We start from the raw sequence: 18,623 nt of genomic DNA, 5'->3' as shown, positions 1-18,623 counted from the left end.
TTAACAAGTATGATCAGCCCTGCCGGCCTGCAGGCAGGGGCCTTGGTATTGCTGGCCATTGCCGCCCTGGTGGTGGCTATCTACCTGATTGAAACCATGGTGCGCCAGGAAAAAAGCAAAGACCAGGTAGAGGAAATTCTGCACAAACGGGAGCGGGCCAATACCTTGGTCTTTCCCGGTGCACAAGCCCCGGCGGAAGAAGAACACCAGCGTTTGGAAAGCGCGGTTGTGAAAGCTACGGAATTGGGAACGCGCTGGGGCCAAGGCCGTTTTGGCGATCTCCTGCTGGCTGAAGAAGACAGGGCTTACCTTGAATTGGCGGGTTTTGAAGACTACGGCAAGGCAAAAGCGTTGTTTTCATTTGTTCGTGCGGTTTTATGCATAGGCTTGCCGGTTATTTTGCTGTTTGTGACGGGGCCTGTGGAAATCATGGGCGGTCATTTAATGACCTATGCGCTGTCCATTTTCTTTGGCTTTGCGCTGGGCTGGATGTTGCCTAAATGGGTGCTAATGAGGCGGGTTAACCAACGCAAGAAAGCGGTTGATGATGAATTGCCGCTGCTGGTAGACCTGTTGCGCCTGTTGCAGGGGGTGGGTATGTCCATGGACCAGAGCCTTTATATTATTGTGAAAGATTTCAAGGCGGTGTTCCCGGTCTTAAGCCTGGAGCTGGGGGTGGCGGTAGAGCAGTATAACCGTGGTATGCCGCGCGAACAGTCAATGGATCGCATGATTAACGGCATGGAAAATGATGACCTGACCGCTATTTGCCATTTGATTGCGCAGGTGGACAAGCATGGTGGCGCCGTACAGGAACCCCTGACGCGTTTTAGTGAACGCCTGCGCGAACAGCGCCGTTCAGGATTGAAAGAAAAAATTGGCAAATTGACAGTCAAGATGACCGGGGTCATGGTGTTGACCTTGTTGCCCGCGTTAATGATTGTGACCGCAGGTTCTGGCTTTATTGCTGTGTTCCGCGGATTATCTCGAATGGGAGGTGGTTGAAAATTATGAAATTGGTAAAGAAAGCAACAGTTATTGCATGTGTGGGTGTATTGGCAGGGTGTGTGAACGGTTCTTCGGATTCGGCCTGGCGGCTGATGGAAGACCAGCAGCAGGAACAGGCCATGATTCAGCGTCAGGAAATGGATGACGCGCGCAAGAAAGCGCCTGAAAAAGAACAATTGCTCATCATGACCATTAAAGAAGCGCAAGACCAGGGACGTTATTTCGCTTCTTTGGCGTTTATTGATGAGCATGATGTTAAATACGGTAAATCCCCCGATGTAGAAATTTTGCGGGCCGAAGCCCTTAGAAAAACCGACCAGCATGCGCAAAGCGAGAAAATTTACCGCAGCCTAACCAAAACCCGCCAAAAGGCCCAGGCCTGGCACGGGCTTGGCTTAATGTCCGGCCAGCAGGGTGATTTTGCCGAAGCAGCCAAAAACCTGGCCAATGCTTCTGCCGCAGCTCCGTCGGATGCCGTTATTCTTAGTGATCTTGCCTATGCCAGAATGCGTCTGGGTGATATTGAAGGTGCCCGCATTCCCATCGGTAAGGCCGCCGAGTTAATGCCACAAAACTCCAAAGTATTAAGTAATATGGCCCTTTACCTGCTGGTTCGTGGCGCCACGCCCGCTGCCGAGCAGGTGATGCGAAGCGCCAACCTTAGCCAGCAGGCCCGGCAGGAAATTTACGCCATCGCCGATCAGGTACGTCGCACGCCACCAGCCCCCATGCAGGCGGCCGGCAGTGTGTCATCTCGTGACGATGGTAACCAGGTCAGGGGGGTAGACAATTTGATGGCATCGTCTGCTGACGTTAAAAAAAAACAGGATGAAACAGTAAGCGCTTCAAGTTATCGCCAGGCCCAAAACAGTCAACCATCTGAATTTGAATTGCAGTTGCCCGCCAGTGCACCGCTTCCGGGGGATATCCAGCCCCGGCCCGACGCACAGCCGCAAGCCCGGATACAGCCAGAACCAGCGCCACAACTGGTTAATGTAGAACAACCAGCGCCCCGTGCAGCTGAACCGGCCCGTGCAGCGGCACAGCAGCAACCACAGCAGCAACAATTGGTCAGGGGTAATGAACAGCCATTGCAAATGGCACCGCCCACCAATGACCCAATAGCCATGATGCAACCTGATTTTGTCTGGCCACCTGTGGCGCAGCAGCAGGCTGAAGAAAAACGTTTGGCCGAAGTGGCACAGAAGCAGGCAGAATTGGCACAACGGCAGGCTGAAGAGCAGCGTCAGATTGAATTGGCACAGCAACAGGCGGAAAATAAACGCCTGACAGAAGTAGCGCAACAACAGGCCGAAGAAAAACGCCTGGCTGAAATGGCACAACAGCAAGCCGACGAAAAACGTCAGCTGGCTCAAGCCCAGCAGGAAGCACAATCACAACCGCAGCAACTGGTCAGAGGTAACGAGGCACCATTGCAACTGGCACCGCCCACCAATGACCCGATAGCCATGATGCAGCCCGACTTTGTCTGGCCACCAGTGACCCAACAGCAGGCCGAAGAAAAACGCTTGGCCGCAGTGGCACGACAGCAAGCTGAAGAAAAGCGCCAGGCTGATTTGGTTCAACAGCAGGCTGAGCAGCAACGTCAGGCAGAGTTGGCTCAGCAGCAAGCTGAAGAAAAGCGTCAGCTTGAGTTGGCGCAACAGCAGGCCGAGCAAAATCGTCAGCTTGAGTTAGCTCAGCAGCAAGCAGAAGCAAAACATCAAGCAGCATTGGTGCAGCAACAGGCAGAGGCACAGCGTCAGCTTGAGCTGGCGCAACAGCAGGCCGAAGCAAAGCATCAGGCTGAATTGGCGCAGCAACAAGCCGAACAGCAACGTCAGACTGAATTAGCCGAGCAGCAAGCTGAAGCAAAACGCCAGGCTGAAGAGAGACGTCTGGCAGCGGCAGCGGCAAGCAAAAAACCGGTGGCACAAACGCAAGCTATTCCCACCACCCGGTCAAAAGGTAGCACCAGCGCTATTGACCGCTCCATTCTGGATGAAGTCTCTATTGTTGGTGGTGATTTCATTCTTAAACGGAAGTAATCAAGCTATTTTTAAAGGTTTATATCCATGAATTTACTGAATTTTCGTGCGGTGCTATTTACCGCTTTATGCATGCCGGGACTGGCCATGGCTCAGGGTGCGGTAACGGCACCACTGGACGTGCCCGGTACGGGCGTAAACCCATATCAGCCCAGCAAGAAAACCCATGCGTTTCCTGAGTCCAAATCTTATGCCGAAGATACATCACTATATGTATATGTACCGCCTGAGGCTTTAGGTAAAACCACTCGTTCACTGTTGGCCATGCAGGCCGACCCCAACCGTGCGGGTACGCCACACACCATGCTGGGCGCCACCGCCACCATCGCCTGGGATCGTTACCTGAATAGTTTTAATCATGCCATTCCAGAATGGTTTGAAGAAAAAATTGAAGATCCGGGCGATTAAGCCGGGTTGGTTGGTTTGAGTTAGCGTATGTGTTTAAAATTGTTACTCTAGCTGAAAATATTTGAAGTTGAGATAGTGTTTTGTAGAAGGTTCGTCATGAAAAAATCCGCCATTAACCGTCAGCGGGGTTCCATTATCCTGCCCGTTGCCGTTTCTATACTGGTGGGGTTGATACTGTTGGGTGGTGTTCAGCTGGGCTATTACTTTTATATGAAGCGGGAGCTGCAGAATACAGCTGATATGGCGGTGCTAAGCGGCGTGCAAATGCTAAGCGAAAGTTGCCAGCAAGCGAAAGACACTACCAAAGCCAGTATTACGCAGAATTTCAAGCATGACACCCTGGATGATGACATGCTTGAAATGGAGTGTGGCACATGGCGTACTGACTTGCCTGCACCAAGACACTTTGTGAATACGGCAAATGCGGAAGGTTTTTATAATGCCCTTCGTGTAAGTGTTAATTACAACGCATTGCCATTTATGCCATTTTCTTCAAAATCCACCATTGCGGTAGAAGCAATTGCCAAAAGCAATATACCGGTAGCGGCATTTCAGGTTGGATCGCAATTGCTGCGGTTTGACAATAGTGCGTTGTTGGGTAGTTTGCTGGGAATTGTGGGGCTGGATGTTAATAATCTGACCTTGCTGGATTCTGACGGCTTGGCAAATACTAAAATTACTCCAGCTGGTTTGCTGGATTTATTGGGTGTGGATTTGGGTATTGGTGGTTTGGGTGTTTTGACGCCAGATGGGCTTGCCGATATTAATAATATTACCCTGTTGAACCTGGTTGATGCTTCGATTAATGCAGTAACAGACTCAACGTTGGGCGCCCAGCTTAATGTTCTTAGAACAAAACTGTTGGACCTTACCGTGGGAGCAATCAAATTGGGTGACGCTGTCATTCCCATAGGGGGAGCAGCGGGGCAGCCAGGTTTGTTTGCATTTCTGGGTATAGGAAAAGATGATCCGTTGGGTGCCGCCCTTGATGTAAAGCTGGGCTTGGGCGATATCCTGAAAACAGCGATAGCCCTGGGTGCGAACGGACATGCGCTTGATATACCAGACTTGAGTTTACTGGGGCTGGCGAAAGCAAAATTAACGATTGTGGAGCCACCGGTCATTGCGATTGGACCCGTAGGAACAACAGGACATAGTGCGCAGATACGTTTATGGGTAGATGTGAATACAGACAATATTCCCCTATTGGGAGCCTTATTGGGCATCTTGCAGACCAAGGTGCATCTGCCTGTTTCCCTGGATATTGTTTCAGGCACGGGCACGCTCGATAGCCTGCAATGCAGCAGGACTCCACCGGTTATGGATATTTCTGTGGTTTCCAGAGTGCTGAATGTGTGTGTCGGCAAGATGGATGCAGAAAGTATTATGTCTGATAAGCGTGGTTGTGAGGTAGGGTTGCAGGAACAAAATTTGATTAAATTGTTAGGTATACCTGTTTTGTCTGGCAAGTTACATGTTCCTGCATTGCAGGATAATGGTTTGGTGAAGAATCTGGCAGTTGGTCAAACCGGTGTTACGGATCCGAATAAGTTGCCGTTGGGAGATACCGTCGATGACTTGGTGACTGGTTTGCTTAATTTATTGAGTGGTCTCCTGAGGGAGCCGGTAGGACTTCCCGGAAATTGGAGTGGTTCGTATTCGGGTCCTGATTTGCTGCCCCAACTGGCAAAGTCTTACCTGGAGGCATCGAAAAAAAATGGACTTTATAATGTCGATGGTGTTACTGATCTGGTGCTTAACGGGAAAGGTAAGCCAGGGAATGATGATTATTTGCCGAAGCTGTTAACTAGTGATTTTGAGTTTGATAATGCAATTCCCAGAACTTGTGTACTGGATACTTGCCCCCAATCCATGTGGAAAAAAGGTCGCTTCAGTGAGGCTTTTAAGGCCTATACCAGTGATCCAGGAGGGCTGTTAGGTGTTTTGGGATTATCCATTTCGTCTTGGGGGGCAGGTTACAGTAATTGTGCCGGCTTACTGAATAATGTGGTTGGCGGTATAGTGGGTGCGGGTTGGAATACTTGTGTTGAAAATAATTTGGTTAAATTGATGGGGAATCATTCATCGTATGTCAATACTATTGACCCAAATAACAAGGAGATTCAGTCAATACTGGACAGAAATTCAAATGAAGTGACATGTAATGGGCTGTTGTGTATTGTTTTGAAGCCCGTTTTACTTGTTTTGAAACCAATCCTGAACGGTTTGGGTATTATTTTAACTAACTTGCTTGATGGCCTGTTAGGACTCGAACTGGGTCGTACAGAAGTCTCGGCCCTTGCCATTGAATGTGATCCGGCCCAACTGGTTTATTGAGTCTTACAAGAATCCGGTTATTTTCAAACAATAAAAATACCTGTAAAAATTTACAGGCATTTTTATTGTTTTTTCTTTTGGAAATTAATGAAATTAGGGCCAACTACTATAGAGGAAGAGATACGTGATGTGGCATACTTAACAGTATGATACATTTTTCCTTATTTCACGAACCGTATTCAATAGGCCAAGTACAGGCCAGGTTTCCTGAAAAAGCAGGTAAAAAAAGAGTTATGTTTTAAAAGGTTTCCCCATGCAAACGTCCTCTATTAACCGCCAGCGTGGTTCAATCATCATACCGGTTGCGGTTTCCCTGGTGGTGGGGTTGATACTGCTGGGTGGTGTCCAGCTGGCTTATTACTTTTTTATGAAGCGGGAGCTTCAGAATGCCGCAGATATGGCTGCCCTAAGTGCGGTTCAGCTTATTGAGAAAACAGGGGAATTAACCTGTAATAATGTAGAGCATCCGGCACAGAAGGCGGCAGAAGCCATCATCAAAGAAAATTTCCAGTACGGTGTCTTATCAAACATGACTGTGTCGTGCGGGGTTTGGGACCCTGTTAAATATGCGGAAAAAGAAGGTCATTTTACAAAAATTGAAGATGAAGAAGATAATGTTGAATATAACGCCATACTGGTTGACTTAACCTATGATGCCATAGGTTTTATGCCTTTTTCCACGGATGCAACCATCCGCACGAAGGCAATTGCAAAGAAAAGCTTTCAGCCTGTTGCGGTGTTTTCTGTTGGACCGTCATTGCTTGAGATTGATAATGGTGCATTGAATAATACGTTAAGTGCTGTTGGCTTGAATTTATTTGGTACGAATATTGGCAGTTTTAAAGGATTGGCTGATGCCAAAATCCAGACCTCCGGATTGCTGGAAAATATATTGGGTAAAGAGGCACTTGACGCAGTCGTAACAGTGGGTGATCTCAATAAATTACTGGATACCGAGGTGGGGCTTGGTGAAATTATGGTTGCGGCAGTAAAAGCAGCAGATTCCGAGGGAGTTATTGATGCAACGTTGTTACAGAGCATAGGAGTTCAACTTGATTCTTTAACCATACCCCTTGGTTCTGTAGATGAAAATGGCAGGGGTAGTTTTTTCGCCCATATCAAGGCGCCTTCCGCAAAGGCTGCTTTAGATACTATGGTGGGTGTCGGTGATATCCTGAATGTGGTGTTAGGTGTGGCTACCAAAAATAAGGCTATAGATTTACCATTGAATGTTGATTTGGGGTTGTTAAGGGCAGATGTGAAAGTGGGAGTTATTGAACCTCCTTCTATTGGCATTGGCGGGCCTGGTACAACGGCTTATAGTGCATCAGTCAGGGCGTTCCTGCGTTTGTGTGCTGATTTGAATGCAAGTAGCTGTGAAAGTGATACGGACGGCTTTTTAAGTGGCTTGCTAGAACTGAAAGTGGATATTCCTATTGGCATTGAAGCGGTAACGGGTAAAGCAACACTGGGCCCGATGTGTGAGAAAAAGGATGAGGTAAGTGGGAAACCCATAGCTGAAATAACAACTGATGCTGATTTTTTGGGTTTGTGTATTGGAGATATTACGCAAGCCAATGTCTTTTCAAATGTGTTCAGTTGTACCGCACCAAAACCAGCCTCTAAAGATATTGCGGCTTTAAAAACATTGGGTATTAATTTACTGACTTTGAATTCTAGTGCCGCTATTTCTGCATTACCAACGGAAGGAACGGAGGAATATATCGAGGGTGACGTTGAGTTTATTGGGAATAAGATTGATCTAAATTTAACTGTTTCAGACTTGGTGAGTGGCCTATTAAATGTAACCATGGGTACTAATGGTACTGGTTGGGAAAATAGTACTTCTGGGCAAGATCTTTGGGATGCTCAAAGAACAATATCAAACTGCGGTCCTGGGGATGATGGCTTCTCAGGTTATCAGTGTCGCAAAAGTATGAGATATACCATATTGAACGGTCTGGAGCAGGGCTTGAATGGTTTGGTAGGTGAGCTTGTTGATGATATTTTGAAGGGGAAATTACTTACGGGGGTTGTCAAGGTAGTTGGTGGATTAGTTAATGGGTTTATCAATATTGTTGGCATAGATACGGATCCCTGCACAACTAAATGGACACTTTTAGGAATCGGGTATTATGGTGGAGATGAGAGCGCATGTGTTGTCCAGATAGATGAAGTCTTGAACAGTATGAAAAACTCCGAAGTGCAGGATAATGACGGACCGGTTCCAGCCTTACTTGCATTAATTACAGGGATTTTGGAGCCTCTCTTGACGATGTTAGGAGGTGAAGACGGTGTACTGACTAAATTATTAGATAGTTTGGGTCTTGAAGTGAATAAAGTCCGAACAGAGCTGATTTCCCTTGATTGCGATAGTGCCGCGCAGCTGGTTTATTAATGGCTTAATGTAGACCACACCAGCGCTACACACCACCCTGGCGCTGCGCGCCACCCCTCCTGTGCAGGGGTGGCAGGCGAAGCCTGACGGGGGGTGGTTTACCCCACCGTAATCAATTCCACCCCCTCCGTTACCTGGTCACCCACGGCATAAAACACTTCCTCCACCTTGCCGTCCTCGGGGGCGGTGATGGTGTGTTCCATTTTCATGGCTTCCATCACCAGCAGGGCCTGGCCTTTGGTCACGGTATCGCCTGCCTGCACCAGCAATGAAATGATTTTGCCGGGCATAGGGGCGGTCAGGCCGCCACCGTGGGCGTCGCTGTCGTCGGCGGCATGCTGCAGTTCATCGGGTTTGCCGATGATGGTAACCGCGCCATCTTCAAAGATATGGGCCTGTTCACCGTTCATGATAACGGTGGCCAGGTGGTTGGAACCGTTCAGGCTTAAACGGCAGTGGCAGGTTTGGTCGGGGGTGATTTGCACCTGCCATTCAAAATCATAGCCAATATCGTTATCCATTAATTGCCAGCCACTGGCGGTTTTTTCCAGGGTAACAAGGCGGGCGTCGTCGTTGTCAATGACCCGGATGTGCTGGGTGTAGTGGCCGCTTAAACGCCAGCCATCGGTGGTTGACCAGGGGTCGGCTTTGTTGGCATAGCGGTTGGTGGTACTGCCGGTTTGCCCTTGTCGTGCCATGATGGCTGCCGTCAGGCTGGCCAGGGTAAAGATACTGGATGGTCTGGCAGCAGGCAGCAGCTGTTCGCTGTGCTTTTCAATTAAGCCGGTATCTAGGTCTGCGCTGGCAAAGGCGCTGTTTTGCATTAAACGGCCCAAAAAGGCCACGTTGGTATTCACCCCCACCACCTGCGTTTGTGCCAGCGCCTGTTGCAGGCGGGCAATGGCCTGCTCGCGGCTCTCGGCCCATACAATCAGCTTGGCAATCATGGGGTCGTAAAAGGGGGAAATGGTATCGCCCTGGCGCACGCCACCATCTACCCGTACATCGCCCAGTTCAAACTTGACGTGCTCGGGAAAGCTCAGGTGGCTTAAGGTACCAATTGATGGCAGGAAGCCTTTTTCGGGGTTTTCTGCATAAATACGGGCTTCAATGGCATGGCCTTCAATAAACAGCTCGTCCTGTTCGGCGGGCAGGGGTTCGCCAGTGGCCACGCGCAGTTGCCATTCCACCAGGTCGGTGCCGGTAATCATTTCGGTCACGGGGTGTTCCACCTGCAGGCGGGTATTCATTTCCATGAAGTAGAAGCGGCCATCGGGCTCGGCAATGAATTCCACCGTGCCGGCACCCACGTAGCCCACGGCTTTGGCAGCGGCCACGGCGGCTTCGCCCATTTCACGGCGGCGTTCTTCGGTCATGCCTGGGGCAGGGGCTTCTTCCACCACTTTCTGGTGACGGCGCTGCACCGAGCAATCGCGCTCGAACAGGTACACCGCATTGCCAAAAGCATCGGCAAAAACCTGGATTTCAATATGACGCGGCTTGGTCAGGTAACGTTCAACCAGCACTTTGTCATCGCCAAAGCTGCTAATGGCTTCACGCTGGCATGAGCTAAGCGCATCGGGAAATTCTTGTGATGACTTGACGATACGCATCCCCTTGCCACCACCGCCGGCACTGGCTTTGATAAGCACCGGGTAGCCAATCTGGTCGGCTTGCTGGTGCAGGAATTCTGCGTCCTGGTTGTCACCATGATAGCCGGGTACCAGGGGTACGCCTGCGGTTTCCATTAAGGTTTTGGCGGCTGATTTGCTGCCCATGGCAGCAATGGAGCTGGCGGGTGGGCCAATAAAAACGATGCCGGCTTCGGCGCAGGCTTGGGCAAAACCTTCATTTTCTGCCAGAAAGCCGTAGCCGGGGTGGATGGCCTGGGCCCCGGTTTGCCGCGCGGCCTGCAAAATGGCATCGCCACGCAGGTAGCTGGCGCGGGGTTCGGAGCCGCCAATATAAACCGATTCATCGCAGGCGGCGACGTGGGCGGCACCCGCATCGGCATCCGAGTATACGGCAACGGTCTGTATGCCCATGCGGCGGGCGGTAGCGGCAACGCGGCAGGCAATTTCGCCACGGTTGGCGATAAGAATTTTTTTAAACATGTGACGGGCTCCTGTTAAATGCGGAACACGCCAAACTGCGTGTCTTCAATGGGGGCGTTCAGGGCGGCGGAAAGGCTTAATGCCAGTACACGACGGGTATCTGCAGGCTGGATGATGCCGTCGTCCCACAGGCGAGCGGTGGCGTAGTAAGGATGCCCTTCTTTTTCGTATTGGTCGCGAATGGGGGCCTTGAAGGCTTCTTCCTCTTCGGCAGACCAGGTGCCACCTTTGGTTTCGATGCCATCGCGTTTAACGGTAGACAGCACGCTAGCGGCCTGTTCGCCACCCATGACCGAGATACGGGCGTTGGGCCACATGTACAGCATGCGGGGGCCAAAGGCGCGGCCGCACATGCCATAGTTGCCGGCCCCAAAAGAGCCGCCAATAATCACGGTCACTTTGGGAACGGCGGCGGTTGAAACGGCGGTAACCATTTTGGCACCGTGGCGGGCAATGCCTTCGTTTTCGTATTTGCGGCCCACCATGAAACCGGTAATATTCTGCAGGAAAACCAGCGGGATTTTGCGCTGGCAGCACAGTTCAATAAAGTGGGTGCCTTTTTGAGCAGCTTCAGAAAACAGGATGCCGTTGTTGGCAATAATGCCTACCGGCATACCATGGATATGGGCAAAGCCGGTGATCAGGGTGGTGCCAAAACGGGCCTTGAATTCATCAAATTCTGAACCATCGGTAATGCGGGCAATCACTTCACGCACGTCGTAAGGCTTGCGGGTGTCAGCCGGAATAATGCCATTTAATTCTTGCGGATCGTAAACGGGCGGGCGGCTGGGAATGATATGCAGCTGTTGCGGTTTTTTGCGGTTCAGGCGGGCCACGGCCTGGCGTGCCAGTTGCAAGGCGTGCATGTCGTTGTTGGCCAGGTGGTCGGCCACACCCGATAAGCGGGTGTGTACATCGCCACCGCCCAGGTCTTCGGCCGTGACCACTTCACCGGTGGCGGCCTTGACCAGTGGTGGGCCAGCCAGGAAAATGGTGCCCTGGTTCTTGACGATGATGGACTCATCGCTCATGGCGGGTACATAGGCGCCACCAGCGGTGCAGGAACCCATGACCACGGCAATTTGTGCAATTCCCAAAGAAGACATGACAGCCTGGTTATAGAAGATGCGGCCAAAGTGGTCGCGGTCAGGGAAAACGTCGTCTTGACGGGGCAGGTTGGCGCCGCCTGAATCAACCAGATAAATGCAGGGCAGGTTGTTTTGCTGGGCAATTTCCTGCGCCCGCAGGTGTTTTTTTACCGTGATGGGGTAGTAGGTGCCGCCTTTCACGGTAGCATCGTTGCAAACAATCATGCATTCAATGCCATTGACACGTCCAACGCCTGTAATAATGCCGCCACCGGGGGCTTCGTTGTTGTACAGGTTGTGTCCGGCCAGTGGTGACAGTTCCAGAAAAGGGGTCCCGGGGTCGAGCAGGCGTTCCACACGTTCGCGAGGCAGCAGTTTGCCACGCGCAACATGTTTGGCACGCGCCGCTTCACTGCCGCCCAGTGCCGTGTTTTCCAGCAGTTGTTTCAGGTCATCAACCTGTTGCTGCATGAATTGTGCATTGTCAATGAATGATTGTGCACGGGTATTGATTTTTGATGTAATGACTGGCATGTAGGTATGTCTCCTGTCCCTGCCTTGATGACCTTCCCTGTGTTGGCAGGGAAGGTGTGGAGGTCTTGCAATATGCAAATAATTTTATGGTTAAAATTATTTATCTTATTTGATTATTTATTTAATAATTAAAGCAGTTCAATGGCAACAGCAACGGCTTCACCACCGCCAATACATAGGGTGGCAATGCCGCGTTTGCCGCCGGTTTTACGCAAAGCACCAATCAAGGTGGTCATAATACGGGCACCCGATGCGCCAATGGGGTGACCCAGGGCGGTTGCGCCACCGTGAATGTTAACCTTGGCGTGATCCAGGTTAAGGTCTTTCATGGCGGCCATGGTGACCACGGCAAAGGCTTCGTTAATTTCATACAGATCCACTTCGTCGGCGGTCCAGCCCACCTGTTTCAGAAGCTTTTCAATCGCGCCAACGGGGGCGGTGGTAAACCACTCGGGCTCATGGGAGAACTGGGCCTGGCCAACAATTTTAGCCAAGGGCTTCACACCCATTTCTTCTGCGGTAGAGCTGCGCATCATGACCATGGCAGCGGCACCGTCAGAAATTGACGACGAGTTGGCGGCGGTAACACTGCCGTCTTTCTTGAAGGCCGGGCGCAGGGTTGGGATTTTTTCAGGTTTGGCTTTGCCGGGAGCTTCGTCAATGCTGACAACCGTGTTACCGCGACGGTCTTCGATGGTGACCGGGGTGATTTCCCATTCGAAGCTGCCGTCTTCAATGGCCTGCTTGGCGCGACGCAGGGATTCAATTGAAAACGCATCCTGCTCTTCACGGCTGAAGCTGTATTTGTCGGCACATAGTTCGGCAAATACGCCCATAGCGGTACCGCGCTGGTAGGCGTCTTCCAGACCGTCCAGAGCCATGTGGTCGTAAACGGTAGAGTGACCGTAACGGTAACCTTCACGGCCTTTAAGCAGCAGGTAAGGGGCATTGCTCATGCTTTCCTGGCCACCGGCAACCGCCACGTCAATAGAGCCGGCTGCCAGCATGTCGTGGGCAAACATGGCGGCTTTCATGCCTGAACCGCATACTTTATGCACGGTGGTGCAAGAAACGCTTTTGGGCAGACCGGCACCCAACGCTGCCTGGCGTGCAGGAGCCTGTCCCTGGCCAGCCTGCAGCACGTTACCCATAATGACTTCCTGAACAGCTTCAGGCTTGATGCCGGCGCGTTCAACCGCGCTTTTGATGGCGGCGGCGCCCAGCTGGTTGGCCGCCAATGGAGACAGGCTACCCATCATGCTGCCCATGGGGGTGCGGGCAACGGAAACGATTACGATAGGATCAGACATTACAATTCCTTTTGGTTGGTAAGTTCAGGCCGGCTGACATGCAGGCGACGGGAGAACGGATAAGGGAAAATATCCTCGATCTTGCCGGCGGCGACACGGTCTTTGCGTGTTTGCCACCATTGATAATCGAGTAAATTCGGATGGTGCTTCATGAAGGCGGCGCGTACGCGCGGGTTGCCCAGCAGGAAACGTTCAAATTCTTCGGGAAAGACATCGTTGAGATGCACGGGATACCAGGGTTCGTTTGACATCTCGGCCTCTTCGTTGGGGGCTGGCGGGATGGCGCGGAAGTTCATTTCGCGCATGGGCTGGATTTCGTCATAGTCATAGAATACCACCCGGCCCAGACGCGTGACACCAAAGTTCTTGAACAGCATGTCGCCGGCAAAAATATTGGCTGCGGCCAGTTCGGCAATGGCGTCGCCGTAGCCTTTGATGGCGTTGTCAAGGGCCTCATCGCTGGCCTGGCTCAGGAAGATGTTCAGCGGGGTCATGCGCCGTTCTATGTAAACGTGGCGAATCACGATGCTGTCTTCGGTTTCTTCAATCAGATTGGGGACCTGGCTGCGCAACTCTTCCAGCAATTGGGGCGAACAGCGCTTGCGTGGCAGGGCAACCAGCGAGTATTCCCAGGTGTCGGCCATGCGGCCAACCCGGTCATGCATTTTGACCATGTGATATTTTTTCATCACGATTTCATGGGTCATGCCGTCTTTATTAATGCGGTCGCGTATTAGTTTGAAGACATAAGGGTAAGAGGGCAGCGTGAAAACCGTCATGACCATACCCTTGATGCCGGGGGCGATATCGAACTGGTCGTGCGAGTTGTTAAGGTGGTACAGGAAGTCACGGTAAAACAGGGTTTTGCCCTGTTTTTGCAGGCCGATGGCGGTGTAAAGCTCTGCCTTGGGTTTGCTGGGCAGCAGGGACGACAAAAACGACACATAGGCCGAGGGCACTTCCATGTCGACCAGGAAATAGGCGCGGGTAAAGCTGAACAGGGTACTGATGTCATCGGGGGTGCTTAAGAATGCATCCAGTTCAATCTCGTTGGCGGGCGTGTGCAGCAAGGCAATGCCAAAGGGGTAGACAATATTGTTGTTAATGAAACGGCCAACAATATAAGCGCCCTTGTTGCGAAAGAACAGCGTGTTCAAAACGTGGATTTGGCAGTCGGGGGCAATGCGCTTGCCACCGCTTGAGGTTAATTTTTGGCGCAGGATGCCAATCGCCCTGCGGGCCACTTGGCGGGCATCGTAAGGCAGGTTCTTGAACGGGGCGGCCATGCCGTAGTCGGCCACCATTTTAATGACGCATTTTTCAATGCCATGGATGTGCGGGTAGTAAACGCGGTAGGACTGGTGTTCTGAATCCAGGTATTCGGTGGCAATGGCCGGCCGCACAAACAGGAAGGCATTGTGAAAGTAGTCGCGATGCAGGATGCGGCAGGTGACCGAGTTGAAAAAGGTTTCCGCACATTCGGGCTGCTGGTGGTTGGTGAGCAGGCGTACGAACGCTTGCTTGATAGACTGCCAGTAGTTAATTTGCTGCGGTGTCAGGTCACCGTGTTTTTCTTGCGATAGGCCCTGGGTCTTGTTCAACATAGTGTTGACCTGGTGGGTGCATTCACGCACACGGATATCGTAGTATTCGATCCGCTCTTTGGACACCCGCTGGATGCCGTGCCAGTCATGCGATTCAAACAGGGACTTGGCGCGCTGGGCCACATAGCGGAACAGGGAATAATGCCGATCAAATCCGGCCAGGATCTTTTGTGCCACTTCCACCGGAGGTGGAAGGGTTTTGTCCAGTTGCTGTATGAGCTGATGATCGGCGTTATAAGTCATGACGATAGGTGACGAGTGATTAAAACCCTATTATTGCCTTATTTTGTTTCATTGAACAGTTCCCGGCCAATTAACATGCGACGGATTTCACTGGTGCCGGCACCAATTTCATACAGTTTGGCATCCCGCCACATGCGGCCGGTGGGGTATTCATTAATGTAACCGTTGCCGCCCAGGATTTGAATGCCTTCACCAGCCATCCAGGTGGCCTTTTCGGCGCAGTATAAAATAACAGCGGCACAGTCTTTGCGCACTTCGCGCACATGGCTGCTGCCCAGGCGATCCAGGTTTTTGCCAACGGTGTAACAAAAGGCGCGGCTGGCCTGCAGGGTGGTGTACATATCGGCCACTTTGCCCTGGATAAGCTGGAACTCGCCAATAGACTGGCCAAACTGTTTGCGGTCATGAATGTAGGGAACCACCACGTCCATCACGCCCTGCATAATACCCAACGGGCCACCGGCCAGCACGGCGCGCTCGTAGTCCAGCCCGCTCATGAGTACCTTGACCCCGCCGTTCAGTTCACCCAGGATATTTTCTTCGGGCACTTCGCAGTTGTCAAACACCAGTTCGCCGGTGTGGCTGCCTCGCATGCCCATTTTGTCCAGTTTTTGCGCCACTGAAAAGCCCTTGAAACCCTTTTCAATAATGAAAGCGGTAATGCCGCGCTGGTGGGCTTCGGGATTTGTTTTGGCATAGACCACCAGGGTGTCGGCATCGGGGCCGTTGGTGATCCACATTTTGGTGCCGTTCAGGACGTATTTGTCACCTTTTTTCTCGGCGCGCAGTTTCATGCTGACCACGTCAGAACCGGCGCCCGGTTCGCTCATGGCCAGGGCGCCAATATGTTCACCGCTAATCAGCTTGGGCAGGTATTTTTGTTTTTGGGCTTCGGTGCCGTTGCGGTTAAGCTGGTTGACACACAGGTTTGAATGGGCGCCGTAGGAAAGGGCAATAGCGGCGCTGGCGCGGGACAGTTCTTCCATGGCAATCATGTGAGCCAGGTAGCCCAGGTTGGTACCCCCGTACTCTTCGCTAACGGTCAGGCCCAGCAGGCCCAGATCGCCAAATTTTTTCCATAAGTCCATGGGAAACTGATCGCTGTGGTCAACTTCCTGGGCACGGGGGGCAATTTCTGCCTGGGTAAAGGTACGCACGGCATCGCGCAGCATGTCCAGGTCTTCGCCCAAGTCGAAATTCAGTCCGGGTAGATTCATGAGGTTTGTCTCCTGTGAAGTTTTTTATTTAGATTATATATATGAAATATAACAGAAATAAGATATTCCGTTTACGTTAACGTCAACTTTAGGTTGGCGCGTGATTTTTTAACAACTCCATACAATGTTCTTCCTGGGTATGGATTTCCTGCAAAATGGCTTCAAGATCACGTTTCTGGCTTTCAAGCTGTTCTTTGTGCCGGTTAAGCATGGCGATGTATTGTTTGAGCTGGGGGGTGGTACTGCCCGGACCATCGTACATGTCGATCAGGCTGCTGATGTCGGCCAGCTGAAACCCCAGCCGTTTACCGCGCAGGGCCAGCTTCAGGCGGGTTTTGTCTTTTTGCGTATAAATACGTTTCTGACCTTCGCGCCTTGGGGTGATAATGCCGTGGTCTTCATAAAATCGTAAAGTACGCGGGGTTATATTGAATTCCTGCGCTAATTCCGATATGGACCATGTTCTTTGTGTCATAATTAATTCTAATACTTACAGTTTACGTAAACGTAAAGTATCATCCATGAATTAAATATAAAAGTCAATAAGGAGAAATAATGAACGAGAATGAAGCCAAGCTGGTTTATCCCTTGGGTAATACACAGCCAGAGCCGGGTTTTGCACTGGAAGTGGCGCCGGGCGTTAAATGGATACGTATGCCTTTGCCATTTGCGCTGGACCATATTAATTTGTGGTTACTGGCCGATGAAATCAATGGGCAAAAGGGCTGGACTATTGTGGATTGCGGCATTGCCAAAGATCCGGTCAAGGTGTTGTGGGAAGAAGTGTTCAAGAATGAACTGGACGGTTTGCCCGTGCTGCGGGTGGTGGTTACCCATATGCACCCTGACCACGTTGGCCTGGCGGGCTGGTTGTGTGAGAAACACAATGTGCCCCTGTACATGAGCATGACCGATTATTACGTGTCACGCATGTGGTCGTCGCAACCGGTGGGTGGTGCGGGCACGGGGGGCGATGTGGCGGTACGGCATTTTTCCCGTCATGGCATGACAGATCCTGATTCCCAGGAAAAAATCCGTGCCAGGGCCACGTATTATCCTGGCTTGGTCTGTACACCGCCTAACCGTTTCAACCGCTTAATGGATGGCGATACCCTGCGTATTGGCAATAATGACTGGCAGCTTATTTCCGGCTATGGTCATGCGCCCGAGCATATGGCCCTGTACAGTCCCGCGCTGAAGGTATTGATTTCGGGTGATATGGTGCTTCCGCGCATTTCAACCAATGTGAGTGTGTTTGATCATGAACCCGATGGCAACCCGCTGCCTTTGTATTTGACGTCATTAAATAAATACCTGGGCCTGGACGAAGATACCCTGGTGCTGCCTTCACACGGACGTCCGTTCAAGGGTTTGCATGAACGGATTCGCCAGCAGCACGAGCACCATGCCGAGCGCCTGGCTGAAGTGCTGGAATTATGCCAGGAACCCATGAGTGCCAAGGATGTGGTGCCGCATATGTTCCGGCGTGAGCTGGATTTGCACCAGCTTACCTTTGCCATGGGCGAGGCGCTGGCACACTTGCATGCCTTGTATTTTGACGGCAAGCTTAATCGCGAAACCGGTAGCGACGGTATTGTGCGGTTTGCCGTTATTTAACGCTGAATGCCAGCCTGACGGCCAGCCCTGCAAAGACCAGCGCGGTGAAGCGGTTCAACATGACCTGCGCCCGGGCCGATCTTTTCAGGAGCTGGCCAAAATAGCCTGAAAACACCACGATGCTGCAGAACACTATTAATGTGGACAAGATAAAAATGGCACTAAGCCAGATGAACTGCCATTTGATCGAACCACTGGCCGGATTGGTGAACTGGGGTAAAAAGGCCAGAAAGAACAGGCTGACCTTGGGGTTGCTGATGTTCATTAAAATGCCGCGTCGGTAGAATTGACGCCCACTTAGGGCAGGTGCAGCAGGGCTGTCTTCTTTGGTAGAAACCGCCCCTACCGGCCCCGCCTTCAGGGCGCCCCACGCCAAATACAGTAAATACGCGGCACCCAGCAGTTTCAGGACGGTGAAAGCAGTTGCAGAAGCGGCAATCAGCCCGGCCACGCCCACTGTAACCAGAAAGGTATGAAACAGCAGGCCGGTACACAAACCCAATACAATCATGAAGCCGGTGCGATAACCGTGCAGGGCGCTTTGCAGCAAAACAAAAATATTGTCGGGGCCAGGGGAAATGGCCAGCAAAATGCACAGGCCAAGGTATACGAAGAGGGTTTCAGGTGTCATAAAACTGGGTAGAGCCAGGTAAACTAAAAGGGTATTTTAACGGGCTTGCCTCTATAATGGGGGGTA

13 protein-coding genes are annotated in these 18,623 nt (G+C 51.5%); 6 read left to right on the top strand and 7 right to left on the bottom strand.

What is annotated here, in order from left to right:
• Window positions 1-9: 9 nt before the first annotated feature.
• From JHL22_RS01860 to JHL22_RS01840, 5 genes are all read left to right on the top strand, one after another.
• Window positions 10-1,005: a type II secretion system F family protein gene (locus tag JHL22_RS01860; protein ID WP_234041053.1), complete on the top strand. Its 996-nt coding sequence runs from the start codon at window positions 10-12 to the stop codon at window positions 1,003-1,005.
• Window positions 1,006-1,010: 5 nt separating this feature from the next.
• On the top strand, window positions 1,011-3,056 hold the full coding sequence (locus JHL22_RS01855; RefSeq protein WP_200233246.1) for a tetratricopeptide repeat protein: 2,046 nt from the start codon (window positions 1,011-1,013) through the stop codon (window positions 3,054-3,056).
• A 27-nt stretch (window positions 3,057-3,083) separates the two neighbouring features.
• Window positions 3,084-3,464, top strand: a complete 381-nt coding sequence (locus JHL22_RS01850; protein WP_200233244.1) for a DUF3613 domain-containing protein — start codon at window positions 3,084-3,086, stop codon at window positions 3,462-3,464.
• A 96-nt stretch (window positions 3,465-3,560) separates the two neighbouring features.
• Complete coding sequence (locus JHL22_RS01845) at window positions 3,561-5,801, top strand: pilus assembly protein TadG-related protein (protein WP_200233242.1); 2,241 nt, start codon at window positions 3,561-3,563, stop codon at window positions 5,799-5,801.
• Window positions 5,802-6,054: 253 nt separating this feature from the next.
• Window positions 6,055-8,199, top strand: coding sequence for a pilus assembly protein TadG-related protein (locus tag JHL22_RS01840; RefSeq protein ID WP_200233240.1), 2,145 nt, complete (start codon window positions 6,055-6,057; stop codon window positions 8,197-8,199).
• 98 nt (window positions 8,200-8,297) lie between these two features.
• Here JHL22_RS01840 and JHL22_RS01835 read toward each other — a convergent pair whose 3' ends face one another.
• The 6 genes from JHL22_RS01835 to JHL22_RS01810 all read right to left on the bottom strand — a co-directional run bounded on the left by JHL22_RS01835 (window position 8,298) and on the right by JHL22_RS01810 (window position 16,784).
• Window positions 8,298-10,313 carry an acetyl/propionyl/methylcrotonyl-CoA carboxylase subunit alpha gene (locus tag JHL22_RS01835; protein WP_200233239.1) on the bottom strand — a complete coding sequence of 672 codons (2,016 nt, stop codon included), beginning with the start codon at window positions 10,311-10,313 and terminating at the stop codon, window positions 8,298-8,300.
• 14 nt (window positions 10,314-10,327) lie between these two features.
• Complete coding sequence (locus JHL22_RS01830) at window positions 10,328-11,935, bottom strand: carboxyl transferase domain-containing protein (protein ID WP_200233238.1); 1,608 nt, start codon at window positions 11,933-11,935, stop codon at window positions 10,328-10,330.
• Window positions 11,936-12,063: 128 nt separating this feature from the next.
• Complete coding sequence (locus JHL22_RS01825; protein ID WP_200233237.1) at window positions 12,064-13,245, bottom strand: acetyl-CoA C-acyltransferase; 1,182 nt, start codon at window positions 13,243-13,245, stop codon at window positions 12,064-12,066.
• Window positions 13,245-15,092, bottom strand: a complete 1,848-nt coding sequence (aceK, locus tag JHL22_RS01820; protein WP_200233234.1) for a bifunctional isocitrate dehydrogenase kinase/phosphatase — start codon at window positions 15,090-15,092, stop codon at window positions 13,245-13,247. Before aceK ends, JHL22_RS01825 begins: the two co-directional genes overlap by 1 nt.
• A 38-nt stretch (window positions 15,093-15,130) precedes the next feature.
• Window positions 15,131-16,309 (bottom strand): isovaleryl-CoA dehydrogenase, encoded by a 1,179-nt coding sequence (locus JHL22_RS01815; protein WP_200233232.1) that lies wholly within the window; start codon window positions 16,307-16,309, stop codon window positions 15,131-15,133.
• A gap of 88 nt (window positions 16,310-16,397) precedes the next feature.
• A complete protein-coding gene (locus JHL22_RS01810; protein WP_200233230.1) occupies window positions 16,398-16,784 on the bottom strand; it encodes a MerR family transcriptional regulator in 387 nt (128 codons plus the stop codon).
• A gap of 80 nt (window positions 16,785-16,864) precedes the next feature.
• Between JHL22_RS01810 and JHL22_RS01805 the strand changes: the two genes are divergently transcribed.
• On the top strand, window positions 16,865-17,926 hold the full coding sequence (locus JHL22_RS01805) for an MBL fold metallo-hydrolase (RefSeq protein WP_200233228.1): 1,062 nt from the start codon (window positions 16,865-16,867) through the stop codon (window positions 17,924-17,926).
• Here JHL22_RS01805 and JHL22_RS01800 read toward each other — a convergent pair.
• Complete coding sequence (locus tag JHL22_RS01800; protein ID WP_200233225.1) at window positions 17,919-18,557, bottom strand: LysE family translocator; 639 nt, start codon at window positions 18,555-18,557, stop codon at window positions 17,919-17,921. The genes JHL22_RS01805 and JHL22_RS01800 overlap by 8 nt on opposite strands.
• Window positions 18,558-18,623: the final 66 nt, after the last annotated feature.

Origin of the sequence: Advenella mandrilli, assembly GCF_016595155.1 — a bacterium.
Classification (GTDB): domain Bacteria; phylum Pseudomonadota; class Gammaproteobacteria; order Burkholderiales; family Burkholderiaceae_B; genus Advenella; species Advenella mandrilli.
Note: the sequence above shows the minus strand (reverse complement) of the source record. Positions and strands in the feature narration are given on the sequence as shown.